The sequence below is a fragment of the Bradyrhizobium sp. B025 genome (genome assembly GCF_042257955.1).
GTDB lineage: Bacteria > Pseudomonadota > Alphaproteobacteria > Rhizobiales > Xanthobacteraceae > Bradyrhizobium > Bradyrhizobium diazoefficiens.
Map to the genome: position 1 here is coordinate 4,797,998 of NZ_CP170150.1, position 12,708 is coordinate 4,810,705.

At 65.3% G+C, this 12,708-nt stretch carries 10 protein-coding genes; 6 read left to right on the plus strand and 4 right to left on the minus strand.

Annotated features, from left to right (window positions below; genetic code table 11):
• The first annotated feature begins 23 nt into the window (after positions 1–23).
• Positions 24–242, plus strand: coding sequence for a DUF2842 domain-containing protein (locus tag ACE10W_RS22235; RefSeq protein ID WP_011087732.1), 219 nt, complete (start codon positions 24–26; stop codon positions 240–242).
• Between the two features lie 18 nt (positions 243–260).
• Here ACE10W_RS22235 and ACE10W_RS22240 read toward each other — a convergent pair whose 3' ends face one another.
• Positions 261–1,301, minus strand: coding sequence for a polysaccharide deacetylase family protein (locus ACE10W_RS22240; RefSeq protein WP_161534752.1), 1,041 nt, complete (start codon positions 1,299–1,301; stop codon positions 261–263).
• Positions 1,302–1,431: 130 nt separating this feature from the next.
• On the opposite strand from ACE10W_RS22240, the gene ACE10W_RS22245 reads away from it, so the two are divergent.
• Positions 1,432–2,613, plus strand: a complete 1,182-nt coding sequence (locus ACE10W_RS22245) for a GNAT family N-acetyltransferase (RefSeq protein WP_028171670.1) — start codon at positions 1,432–1,434, stop codon at positions 2,611–2,613.
• Between the two features lie 211 nt (positions 2,614–2,824).
• On the opposite strand, the gene ACE10W_RS22250 is transcribed toward ACE10W_RS22245, so the two are convergent.
• On the minus strand, positions 2,825–5,095 hold the full coding sequence (locus ACE10W_RS22250; protein ID WP_375761964.1) for a GumC family protein: 2,271 nt from the start codon (positions 5,093–5,095) through the stop codon (positions 2,825–2,827).
• Between the two features lie 201 nt (positions 5,096–5,296).
• Here ACE10W_RS22250 and ACE10W_RS22255 point away from each other — a divergent pair, with 201 nt between their 5' ends.
• The 3 genes from ACE10W_RS22255 to ACE10W_RS22265 all read left to right on the plus strand — a co-directional run bounded on the left by ACE10W_RS22255 (position 5,297) and on the right by ACE10W_RS22265 (position 9,530).
• Positions 5,297–6,430, plus strand: coding sequence for a glycosyltransferase family 4 protein (locus ACE10W_RS22255; RefSeq protein WP_028171668.1), 1,134 nt, complete (start codon positions 5,297–5,299; stop codon positions 6,428–6,430).
• Between the two features lie 117 nt (positions 6,431–6,547).
• Positions 6,548–8,095, plus strand: a complete 1,548-nt coding sequence (locus tag ACE10W_RS22260) for an undecaprenyl-phosphate glucose phosphotransferase (protein ID WP_028171667.1) — start codon at positions 6,548–6,550, stop codon at positions 8,093–8,095.
• A gap of 178 nt (positions 8,096–8,273) precedes the next feature.
• Positions 8,274–9,530, plus strand: coding sequence for an O-antigen ligase family protein (locus ACE10W_RS22265; protein ID WP_375761965.1), 1,257 nt, complete (start codon positions 8,274–8,276; stop codon positions 9,528–9,530).
• On the opposite strand, the gene ACE10W_RS22270 is transcribed toward ACE10W_RS22265, so the two are convergent.
• Positions 9,499–9,975 carry a MarR family winged helix-turn-helix transcriptional regulator gene (locus ACE10W_RS22270; protein WP_049832408.1) on the minus strand — a complete coding sequence of 159 codons (477 nt, stop codon included), beginning with the start codon at positions 9,973–9,975 and terminating at the stop codon, positions 9,499–9,501. The two genes, ACE10W_RS22265 and ACE10W_RS22270, sit on opposite strands and share 32 nt — an antisense overlap.
• 147 nt (positions 9,976–10,122) lie before the next feature.
• Here ACE10W_RS22270 and ACE10W_RS22275 point away from each other — a divergent pair, with 147 nt between their 5' ends.
• Positions 10,123–11,319, plus strand: a complete 1,197-nt coding sequence (locus ACE10W_RS22275; RefSeq protein ID WP_060912454.1) for an FAD-dependent monooxygenase — start codon at positions 10,123–10,125, stop codon at positions 11,317–11,319.
• Between the two features lie 50 nt (positions 11,320–11,369).
• Here ACE10W_RS22275 and ACE10W_RS22280 read toward each other — a convergent pair whose 3' ends face one another.
• Positions 11,370–12,527: an IS481 family transposase gene (locus tag ACE10W_RS22280; RefSeq protein WP_110116441.1), complete on the minus strand. Its 1,158-nt coding sequence runs from the start codon at positions 12,525–12,527 to the stop codon at positions 11,370–11,372.
• Positions 12,528–12,708: the final 181 nt, after the last annotated feature.

Sequence of the window (12,708 nt, forward strand, 5' to 3'; positions counted from 1 at the left end):
GCAAGAGACCGCGACATTCCGTCATGACGATCCGCACCCGCAAGTTCCTCGGCGCCATCCTGCTCCTGGTGCTGGCTACCGTCTGGGCCCTGCTCGGCATGGCGGCGGCGCAGATGCCGTGGATCGCCGAATCCGGCTGGCGGCAGGCGATCTACTACGTGGTGGTCGGCATGGGCTGGGTGCTGCCGGCGATGCCGATCGTGAGCTGGATGCAGCGGCCTGATCGCGCCAAGCCCACCTAACGCTTCTACGTAACGCTCCTACGTCGCGCGGCCGGTCGGTTTCACCGGCGCAAAGGCGACACCCGACGCCAGCACGCGCAGCATGCGCAACGAGCGCACCCGGCCATCCCAGGAAATGCGCGGCAGCGCGCGCAGATTGGTTCGCCCTTCCGCATCCACGATTCCTGGTATCGCCGACACCGCGCTGGTAAAGCCCGCCTCCTCCGCCATCACCACGTGGCTGCGCCGGAACGAGGCGCGATCGCCGAACGGAAAAGCGAGATGCCTGATCTCGCGGTGGAAGGCCGCTTCCGCAACCACCTTGCCCATCGTCATCTCACGCAGCGCCGCACTATCCTTCATGTTGGCGAGAACGGGATAGTTCACGGTCGCGCTGCCAATCGTGACGAGCGGATCGGCCGCGAGCTTCGCCAGATCCTCCCAATCCATCGACGCTTCGCGCGAGAGCGCAGCCAGATCGATCCGGTAGCGCGTGCAGAGATCGGCGATCGCAGCCGACACATCCGCCGGCGGCAGCGAACGCAGCCAGATCTCGAGATGCGAGAACAGCGCCTGCTTCTCGGCATTATCAGTGACTGTGAAACGCTGCTCCTTCTCGCCCATCATCAGGCTGATGCGGCTCTCGCGCGCGATCACCTGCTCGAGCCCGAGCCACCAGGCCTCTCCGACCCCGTCGGGAAACGCGGTGGGCACATAGATCGTGAACGGCACGGCGTGGCGGGCCAGCACCGGGTAGGCGAACGTGATCAGATCTTTGCTGGCGCCGTCGAAGGTGAGCGCCGCGAAGCGCCGCTTCTCCGGCAGCGTCACTGCACGCCGGCAAACCTCGTCCATGCCGAGGATGTCGTACTTCCAGCGCTTCAGCGCCCGAATGGCACGGTCGAGGAATTGCGGCGTGATCTCGTTCTCGCGCAGCGGCTGAAATCCGCCGCGCCGCCGCGGCCGCACGTGCTGAAAGCGCAGGATGGCGCCAGCTCCACGACTGCGCAGCGCGGCCTGGCCGGTGAACCAGGTCAGCTCATGGCGCAGCCGTTCCAGCCATCTGTCGTCGGATGCCAATATCCCACCTTCGCGCTCGCCGGCGGCCCGTTCCCTCGCCTATTGTCATTACCCTTTGTTGACATTTCTTTGCAAAGGTCGGCCACAGGCCGAATTACGCATATTTTTGATTTCTCGACAGGTTTCGCGAATGACCATGGCTGCGGCGATGCAAAGCCGGACGGCAGAAGCGCCAGCGCGGTCGAAAGCGAGCCGTATCGCGCAGGTCGATATCGTCACCGATCTCGATCAGGCCGAGCCGGTCTGGCGCGCCCTCGAGGAGAGCGGCCACCTCTTCACGCCCTACCAGCGCTTCGACCTGCTTAGCCCCTGGCAGCGGCTGGTCGGCGGCTGCGAGGGCGCGCGCCCCTTCATCGTGATCGCCCGCGACGCCGAACATGCACCGGTCCTGCTGCTGCCGCTCTCGCTGCGCCAAGGCCACGGGGTGCGCACGGCCTGCTTCATGGGCGGCAAGCATACGACCTTCAACATGGGACTGTGGAACGCCGAGTTCGCGGCACAGGCCGTCGCCGCCGATCTCGACGCACTGCTCGCGCCGCTGCGCGAGCATGTCGACGTGCTCTCGCTGACGCAGCAGCCGCTGCGCTGGAACGATCAGCAGAACCCGTTCGCGGCTCTCCCGCGGCAGAGTGCGATCAACGGCTGCCCGCTGCTGGTGATGGAGCCGGGCGGCCCGCCCGCGTCGCGGATCAGCAACTCCTTCCGCCGCCGCCTCAAGAGCAAGGAGAAGAAGCTCCAGGCGCTCGCCGGCTATCGTTATCACCTCGCCACCAACGACGCCGACGTCACCCGCCTGCTCGACTGGTTCTTCCGCGTCAAGCCGGTGCGGATGGCCGAACAGAAACTGCCCAACGTCTTCGCCGAGCCGGGCGTCGAACAGTTCGTCCGCAGCGCCTGCCTGTCGCCGCGCGGCGACGGCCGTGTCATCGACATCCACGCGCTCGAATGCGACGACGAGGTGATCGCGATCTTCGCCGGCGTCGCCGACGGCCAGCGCTTCTCGATGATGTTCAACACCTACACCATGTCCGAGCACGCCCGCTACAGCCCGGGCCTGATCCTGATGCGCTACATCATCGACCGCTACGCCGAGCGCGGCTACCGCTCGCTCGACCTCGGCATCGGCTCGGACGACTACAAGCGGATGTTCTGCAAGGACGACGAGGACATCTTTGACAGCTTCGTGCCGCTGACCTCGCGCGGCAAGCTTGCGGCGATGGCGATGTCCTCGCTCAGCCACGGCAAGCGGCTGGTGAAGCAGAACCAGATGCTGTTCGATCTGGCGCAGCGGCTACGGCGAGCGTTCGGGTAGACTTCGTAGTAACGTAGGGTGGGCAAAGCGAAGCGTGCCCACCACCTCTGCCGCAATCGTTGAAAGGTGGTGGGCACGGCGCAAGTGCGCCTTTGCCCACCCTACGATTCCGAACTCGTGGAGAGAGACCCTTCACCCGTCTCACCCGGCTTCGCTTTCGCGAAGCCACCCTCTCCCACACGGGGCCCACACGGGGAGAGGGTAAAATCTACTAAGCCGCGACCACGCGCGGTCCCGTCTCGCGTGCATCCGACGGCTGGACCGGCCTGCTCAGCATCGTCACCTCGCTGAAGCCGACGGCCTTGAGCTGCTCGCTCATCAGCCTGCGCGCATCCGGCTCCATTGACGCATCGGGCACCACGACGGCGCGGGCATTGGCGGTCAGCAATTCTGCCGGCAGGTCGGAGGCGCTGCCGGCGTCGAGCAGCACGTGGTCGTAGGCGCGAAGCAAGGCGTCGATCGCGAGCGTCACGCGCGGCGATTGCAGCAGGCTGCGGTCGAAGCCGGGACGGCCGGCCATGACCAGATGCAGCCGCGACAGCTTGTCCCGGGTGATCACCTGCGCGAACGAGGCTTCGCCCTGCATCAGCTCGGCAAGGCCGGGCGCCGAGGCATCGACGGACACCGCGGCAATCGTCGGCGAGGATGCGGCGAGATCGACCACGACCACCCGCGCATCGCGCGCCAGGTGCCGGGCCAGCGTCAGCGCCGACAGCGTGACGGCTTCGCCTGGCGCGGTGCCGAGCACCGTGATCTTCTTTGCCGCCGCGGCGCGCAGCCTGTCGGCCAGATGCTCGATCTCGGCAAACTCGGTGACATCGGCATCGGCCGTCATCTCCGGCTGAAGCGGCGCGGGCTCGTCCATGACCGGTTCGACCACCGGCTCGACCATCGGCCGGACGAATGGTTCTTGACGAACCGCCGCCTGTGCCTGCGGCTGCGCCGGAGCAAAGACAGCCGCCGCGCGCGGCGCGGTCTGGCGCAATAGCTCGCCGGTGACGACGACACCGGACGAGAGCAGCAACGTCGCGATGGTTGCGATCAGCACGATCGGAAGCTTCTTCGGATAGGCCGGCGTGTTCGAGACGACGGCGCGCGAAATGATGCGGCCTTCCGCCGGCGCCGTATCGATGCTCTCACGGGTGCTCGCTTCGCGGTACTTGCCAAGATACGTTTCCAGCAGGTCGCGCTGCGCCTTGGCCTCGCGCTCGAGCGCGCGGAGCTGGACGTCCTGGCCGTTGGTCGAGGTCGCCTGCTTCTTGAGCTGCTCGAGGCTCGTGGTCAGGCCGTCGACCCGGCCACCGGCGATGCGCGCATCGCTTTCGAGCGAGCGGGAGATCTTGGCCGCTTCGTCGCGAATCTGGTTGTCGAGGTCGCCGAGCTGCGCCTTCAGCTCCTTGATCCGCGGGTGATTGCCGAGCAGCGTGGACGACTGTTCAGCGAGCTGCGCCCGCAACGTGACCCGCTGCTCGGACAGCCGCCGCATCAATTCGGAGTTCACCACCTCGGACGCCTCGATCGGCTTGCCGCTCTGGAGCATCTCCTTGATCAGCCGCGCCTTGGATTCCGCATCGGCCCTCATCGAGCGCGCGTTGTTGAGCTGGGTATTGACCTCGCCCATCTGCTGGTTCGACAGCGTCGTGTTGTTGGTCCCGACGAACAGCGACGACTTGGAGCGGAAGTCCTCGACCTTCGCTTCGGCGTCGGAAACCTTCTTGCGCAGATTCTCGATCTCGCCCGCGAGCCATTGGCTGGCATTGCGCGCCTGGTCCTGGCGCGCATTCTGCTGAAGCACGAGATAGCCGTCGGCGATCGAATTGGCGACGCGTACGGCGAGATCCGGATCAGCCGACTGGAATTCGATCACGATCACGCGCGACTTGTCGACGGCATAGGCCTGGAGGCGATCGTAATAGGCGTCGAGCACCCGCTCTTCCGGCGTCATCGAGAACGGATCGCGGCCGATGCCGACCAGTGCCGCAAGCGACTTCAGCGGCGAAATGCCTTGCAGCACCGGATCGAATTCGGGCCGTTCCGCAAGCTTGTTCTTCTTGATGATCTCGCGCGCGAGATCGCGCGACAGCACGAGCTGTACCTGGCTGGTGACAGCCTCGGGGTCGAGCGCCTGCCGCTCCTCGGTGCTGCGGTCGCTGCTCGGACGCAGGAATACGTTCTCGCGACCATCGATCAGGATGCGCGACTCGGACTTGTAGCGCGGCGTCACGAGATTGACGGCGGCGACGGACGCGACCAGCGCCAGCACCGTCGGCACGATGATCCAGCCGCGCTTGCGGGCGAGCGCGCCACCGAGCGCGTGCAGATCGATGTCGCCGGATTCACCGGACGCCTGCCTGGTGACAGCAGGCGCAGGCCTTGCTTCGACGTTGGGCGTGGCTTCGGGCTTGGCTTCGGCTTTGGACTTCGAAACAGCCCGCTCGACCACCGCCTTGTCCTTGCCGGCACGCCAGAACGCTAAACGCATCGAACACTCCCGCAGGGCAACGCCACCAAGCTACCTCAACCGGGGCGATTACACTCCATTAAGGTTGCCGCTGGGTTAATCGCGTTAATCCCGCGATGGGCACACGCGCGCCCGTCACCGTTTGTTAACCACGAGGCCTCTTAATCCGTCTCGATATTTCGGAAATTGTTCGGCATTCGCCGTCGAGCGCTGGTTCAGATCATGCCCCCCTCTCCCGACCGGCCGCTTCGCATCCTGCACGCCGTGCGCGCCCCCGTGGGCGGCATCTTCCGCCACATCCTCGACGTCGCCAACGGCCAGGTCGATCGCGGCCACCATGTCGGGATTCTCGCCGACCGCCTCACCGGCGGCGAGCGCGCCGACAAGGCGCTGGCCGAGCTCGCGCCGCGACTGAAGCTCGGCGTGCACCGCATGGCGATCCGCCGCGAGCCGTCCCCGGACGATGTCCTGGTGTGGCTTCGGATGCGGCGCCTGATCGCGGAGCTCAAGCCCGATGTCATGCACGGCCACGGCGCCAAGGCCGGCGCGTTCATTCGCATGCGGCGGCGCTCCGATGACACCATCCGCATCTACACGCCCCATGGCGGCTCGCTGCACTATCCGCTCAACACGTTGAAGGGCGAGTTCTATGCGCGGCTCGAACGCTCGCTGATGGACTCGACGGACCTGTTCCTGTTCGAGAGCGCGTTTGCCCGCGACACCTATCAGCGCATCGTCGGCACACCCAAGGGCGTGGTGCATTGCGTCTTCAATGGCGTGACGCCGGAGGAATTCGAGCCTGTTGTCACCACCGAGGATGCCACCGACCTCTGTTATGTCGGCGAGTTCAGGCACATCAAGGGCGCGGATCTGCTGGTCGATGCCGTGGCGCGCCTGCACGAAGGCGGCAAGAAAGTCACCCTCACGCTCGGCGGCGACGGCGAGGAGACGGCAGCGCTGAAGGCGCAGGTCGAGAGGCTCGGTCTCTCCGGCGCGATCCGCTTCATCGGCCACGTCAAGGCACGCTACGGCTTCTCCAAAGGGCGGCTGCTGGTCGTTCCCTCGCGCGGCGATTCCATGCCCTATGTGGTGATCGAGGCGGGCGCGGCCGGCATTCCCATGATCGCCGCGCGCGTCGGCGGCATTCCGGAGATCTTCGGCACGGAGAGCCCGGCCCTGTTCGCGGCAAGCAACGCCGAGGCGATGGCGGAAGCGATTGCGGCCGCACTCGACGATCCGCAGGCGACAGCGCAGCGCGCATCCTCCCTGCGCGAGCGCATCTCCGCGCATTTTTCCCAGCAGGCGATGGTTGACGGCGTGATCGCGGGCTATCGCGACGCATTTGCCAATCATTAACCACCCTTAAGGTCGCTTTAGAGATTCTTCCGATTTGTCCGATAATCGAGGTGCCGGGGGATGCTCGCCCGGGGTGCAAGGCTGCGCCACGGGTTTTTGGAATGGACGTGGACGCCCGTGGAACCGCTCAACGCACGCTCGATGCTCGATGCCGCGACCAGTGCCGCGGCCAAGCCGGCTGACCAGCCCTTTGTGGAGCGCCGCCGCCGGCTCTCGCCCGCTGCACTCGACGTCGTCAACCAGAAGGTCGCCCGCGCCTATTCGCCGATCGTGATCACCGGCATCGTACGCCTTGCCGACTTCGCGCTGCTGAGCCTCGTCGGCATCGCGGTCTATGTCGGCTACGTCATGCCGCTTTCCGGCTTCAGCTGGGTATATCCGGCGGAGATCCTCGCCGTCGCGGTCGCCGCCGTGGTCTGCTTCCAGGCCGCCGACATCTACCAGGTGCAGCTGTTCCGCGGACAGCTCCGGCAGATGACGCGGATGATCTCGTCCTGGTCATTCGTTTTCCTGCTCTTCATCGGCATCTCCTTCTTCGCCAAGTTCGGCAGCGAAATATCGCGGCTGTGGCTTGCCGCCTTCTACTTCATCGGGCTCGCAGCGCTCATCGCCGAGCGCCTGGTGCTGCGCTCGCTGGTGCGCGCCTGGGGGCGCGAGGGCCGGCTCGACCGCCGGACCATCATCGTCGGCTCCGACAGTAACGGCGAGCAACTGGTGGAGGCACTGAAGGCGCAGGACGATTCCGACATCCACGTGCTCGGCGTGTTCGACGACCGCAACGACAGCCGGGCGCTGGACACCTGCGCCGGCGCGCGCAAGCTCGGCAAGGTCGACGATATCGTCGAGTTCGCCCGCCGCACCCGCGTCGATCTCGTGCTGTTCGCGCTGCCGATCTCGGCGGAAACGCGCATCCTGGAGATGCTGAAGAAGCTCTGGGTGCTGCCGGTCGACATCCGCCTGTCCGCCCACACCAACAAGCTGCGCTTCCGTCCGCGCTCCTATTCCTATCTCGGCGAAGTGCCGACGCTCGACGTGTTCGAGGCGCCGATCACCGACTGGGACCTCGTGATGAAATGGCTGTTCGACCGTGTCGTCGGCGGCCTCGCGCTGCTCGCAGCCCTGCCGGTGATGGGACTGGTGGCGCTGGCGGTGAAGCTCGACAGCCCCGGCCCGGTGCTGTTCCGCCAGAAGCGCTTCGGCTTCAACAACGAGCGCATCGACGTCTACAAGTTCCGCTCGATGTACCATCACCAGGCGGATCCGACGGCCTCGAAGGTCGTGACCAAGAACGATCCACGCGTAACCCGCGTCGGCCGCTTCATCCGCAAGACCAGCCTCGACGAGCTGCCGCAGCTCTTCAACGTGGTCTTCTCCGGCAACCTCTCCCTGGTCGGCCCGCGCCCGCATGCGGTGCAGGGCAAGCTCCAGAGCCGCCTGTTCGACGAGGCCGTCGACGGCTATTTCGCCCGCCACCGCGTCAAGCCCGGCATTTCAGGCTGGGCCCAGATCAACGGCTGGCGCGGCGAGATCGACAATGAAGAGAAGATCCAGAAGCGCGTCGAGTTCGACCTCTACTACATCGAGAACTGGTCGGTGCTGTTCGACCTCGTCATTCTCCTGAAGACGCCGATCTCGCTGCTGACCAAGAACGAGAACGCGTATTGAGTTGTTTGCGTCAAGAACGCGCTGTCATCGCCCGGCTTGACCGGGCGATCCAGTAAACGCCGGCGGCGAACGTCGCCACTGACGGCGCGGAGTACTGGATGCCCCGCCCCCGTGCGCAAGCGCGCACTAGGCGGGGCATGACGGCGGAAGTTGTGTGTACGAGTAGCGTGAGCGTGTGATGGCGTATGCGGCAACAGCCGGGGAGATGAATGCAGCCGTTCGCGCTGCGCCCGGCGTGCTGGCCCTCCAGCGCGCGCTGGTGTGGCTGGTCGGCGCCTCCGGCGCCATCGTCTTCATCGAACCCAGCCCCTACGAGATCGTGACGCTGCTCGCCACCGTCACCTTCTTCGCCACCGGCCTGCGCCTGCGACTCGCGCTGATGCCGCTGCTGCTGATGCTGGTCCTGCTCAATGTCGGCTACACCATCAGCGCGATCCCGCTGTTCGATCAGCCCGAGGTGGTGAGCTGGATCGCAACCTCCTGGTACATGGCGGTGACCGTGGTGTTCTTCGCCACGATCACGTCCGAGGACACCGCGGCCCGGCTCGATATGCTCCGCCGCGGCCTCGTGGTCGGCGCGATGATTGCCTCGCTGTCGGCGGTCGCCGGCTACTTCCACCTGATTCCCGGCGGAGACGACCTCCTCACGCTCTACGGACGCGCGCGCGGCACGTTCAAGGACCCGAACGTGCTCGGCGCCTTCCTGATCCTGCCGGCGCTGTTCGCGCTCCAGAGCGTGGTCTCGGACAAGCTGGCTAAGGCCTTCCGCAACGTCATCGCCTTCGGCATCATGTCGCTGGCCATCCTGCTTGCCTTCTCCCGCGCCGCCTGGGGCGGGCTGGTGCTGACCTCAGCCTTCATGCTGGCGCTGATGGTGCTGACCAGCCGCACCAACGCGCAGCGCTCGCGCATCGTCGTCATGGCGATCGTCGCCGCGGTGCTGGGCGTTGCGCTGATCGCGGTGCTGCTGTCGTTCGATTCCACCGCCGAGATGTTCAAGCAGCGCGCCAGCTTCGACCAGAGCTATGACGAAGGCCGCTTCGGCCGGTTCGGCCGGCACATCCTGGGTGCGGAGATGGCGCTCGACCTGCCATTCGGGATCGGCCCCCTGCAATTCCACCGCTTCTTCCCCGAGGACACCCACAACTCCTATCTCAACGCCTTCATGTCGGGCGGCTGGCTGTCCGGCGTGTGCTATCCCGCGCTGGTCTTCACCACGGTGATCACGGGCTTCCGGCACATCTTCGTCCGCGTGCCCTGGCAGCGCGCCTATCTCGCCGTGTTTTCAGCCTTCGTCGGCACAGTCGGCGAAAGCTTCGTGATCGACACCGACCACTGGCGGCACTTCTGGATGATGCTGGGCGCGATGTGGGGCATGATCGCAGCCGCGCAGGCCTACAAGACTAGGGCTGGCGACGAAGCTTCTTCAGCTTGAGATCGGGACGCTTCTCCGGCGGCGTGTCGAGAAGGCTCTTCAGCGCTTCAGTGGCGGCAAGCACGCCCTTGTAGCCCTCCGTCGCGAAGCGCAGCAGAAGACGCAGCTCCTCGTCGGAATAGGCGCCGAAGACCTTCTCCATCGCCTGCTGCATCGGCACGTAGAACTGGCCGATCTTCATCGCCGCCTCCGGCACGACCGCGATGAAGACCTTGCGGCGGTCTTTCTCGTCCCGTTCGCGGCGCACGAGGCCAGCCTTCTCGAGCCGGTCGATCACGCCGGTGATGGCGCCCGTCGTGAGGCCTGTCACCTCGGCGAGCCGGCCCGCGGTGACGCGTCCCTCGAGATAGAGGATGTCCATGCATTCGAGGTCGGAATTGGCAATTCCGGCAACGTTCGCAACGGTCTGGCCATAAAGCACGCCCTGCGCGGACGACCGGCGCATCGCCTCCTCGAGCTCCTGCAACAGCGCCGCGCGCGCCTTCGTCCTTGACAAGGCCGACCTCATATCTTAGTCGATATATATCTTAGTCACTAAGAGATTTAGCGACCGTAATTTCTCCTAGCACCACGGAAACGTCGGGAGCAAGCCATGTCCAACCGTCCCCGCAAGGCCCTGATCATCGGCGCCGGCATCGCCGGGCCCGTCGCCGCCATCCTGCTCCGCCGCGCCGGCATCGAGTCCGCGATCTACGAGGCCTGGCCCTATTCGAAGGGCATCGGCGGCGGCCTTCAGATCGCGCCGAACGGCATGCATGTGATGGACGAGATCGGGCTTTCGAACGAGCTGATCAGCCGCGGCTCGGTCGCAGAGGCCTTCGACTTCTATTCGCAGGAAGGCCGAAAGCTCGGCTCGATCAACCGCGACATGCAGCGCCGCTTCGGCCAGCCCGCGGTGAACGTCTGCCGCGCCACGCTGAACGAGATGCTGATCGACAAGGCCTGGTGCGCCTGCGTCTCGCTCTATTTCGAGAAGCGCCTGATCAAGATCGAGGACCGCGGCGACCAGCCGATCATCGCCTACTTTGCCGACGGCACCACCGCCGAAGGCGACTTCCTGATCGGCGCAGACGGCGTGCATTCAATCACGCGACGCCAGGTGGTGCCGGACGGACCTCGGCCCTTCGACACCGGCCTGATCGGCTTCGGCGGCTTCGTGCCGCACGCCGTGCTCGACGGCAGGCCGATCGGCCGGCACGTCGAGACCACGTTCGGCCAGAGCGGCTTCTTCGGCTACGGCTATTGCAGCCCGGATCCGAACGACGGCGTGATGTGGTGGAGCACGCAGCCCGCGCACGGCATGGACGCGGCGATGTTCCGCGCGCTCGATGCGGCGACACTGAAGCAGCATCTGCGCGGCTTCCATCGCGGCTGGCACGATCCGATCCCCGACATCATCGAGGCGGCCGAGAACATCGTGGTCACCGACACGCTCGATGTCGCGACCTTGCCGACCTGGTCGCGCAAGCGCTCGCTGCTGATCGGCGACGCCGCGCATGCGACCAGCCCCCATGCCGGCCAGGGCGCCTCGCTCGCGCTGGAGGACGCGATGCGGCTCGCGCGCCTGATGCAGGACGGACAGGAGCTCGGCACCACCTTCCAGGCCTTCGAAGCCGAGCGCCGCCCGCGCACGGAAAAGATCGTCGCCATGGCCCGCCGCAACGGCAACAGCAAGCGCGAGTTCAGCGCCACCGGCGCGTGGATGCGCAATCAGATGCTGAAATGGCTGTTGCCGCTGGGCTCGAAGAGCATGGAGTTCATGTACGCGTATGATGCGCGGGCGGTGTAGCGCCGAACACGGTGTCATCGCCCGCGAAGTGTTCAGCCCGGGCACATAGCTTACACCTGTTCGGGGAGATGGTTGACACTTTTGGGGTTACGTAGATCGATCGTTTCGATCTGGTGAGCGGCAAAGAATATTCCGAACTTTCCCTCAGCACTGAGCTGACGAATGGCGAGTTTCTCACCACGGAAGGCTTGCGGGACTTTCCAGAGCCGTCCCTTGAAGCTGACATAGGCCTTCGTGGTGGAGACGGAACGGACGATCTCGCCCTCGTCGTACTCCACCGTTGGAAGGCGATCCGGCATGAGGCGCTGGCTTGGTCGATAACGGCTTGCGGGCACATCGAAGCCCAATGCCTCGTGCGGCCGATCTAGATTGTAGACGGCTCGCCATTGGTCAAATGCCCGCTGGACATCGGCAAGGTCCCGGTAGCGCTTGAAGGCGAGAACCTCGGCCTTCAGGCTGCGATGGAACCGTTCGTTCTTGCCTCGGCTCTGGGGATGATAGGGCCGGCTGTGGATCGTGCGGACGCCGAGCTTGAGAAGCCACACCGTCAGCGTGGTCCAGGGGTCTTCAAGGGTGAAGCCCCAGGGGCCGCCATTGTCGACGAACATCGCATCCGGCAGTCCGTAGCGATGGAACGTCGCCTCAAGATGTCCTCGTACCGTCGAGCCTCGTTCGTTGTCACAGGCTGCCAGGCATAAGGAAAAGCGCGAGTGATCGTCTAGCGTCGTCAGTGGATGACAAGACACGCCGTTCTCCAGCGCACTGTGCCCCTTGAAGTCCATTTGCCAAAGCTGGTTGGGCGCATCCTTCTCAAAGCGGGTATAGGGCTGTCCAGGCGTGCCCGCGGGCTCCTTCACACGATCGTAACGGCGTAAAATTTCGTGCACGGTCGATATCGCGGGAGTGGCTTGCCGATTGCGCTTCAGGCGATGCGCGAGCTTGCGCGCACCCCAGGCCGGGTGCGCATCTCGCAGCTCGACAATCTGCTGCTCGGTCGCAGCAGCTGTACGCTCCGGACTGTGATGAGGTCGTCGCGACCGGTCTGCCAACGTCGCATCGCCCGCTTCGTACCGCTGGATCCACTTGTAGCCGGTCTGGGCGCTGATGCCGAACTGCCGGCACAGCTTCCGCCGGTTCACTCCCTCCTGCTTGGCAAGCATCACAAACTCTCGCCGTTGATCCATGACAGACACCTCGCGCCACGGCATCGCTCGCCCCCTTGTTTGACGAATCGAGCCGATTTTGACGTGTCAACCATGTCCCCGAACACCCGTCAGTCATGTCTCCGGGCTAAACAGAAGGCGGGCGATCCAGTATTCCAGAGACAGCGATAAGATACGGAGAAGCCGCGGCGTACTGGATGCCCCGCCTTCGCGGGGCATGACAGCG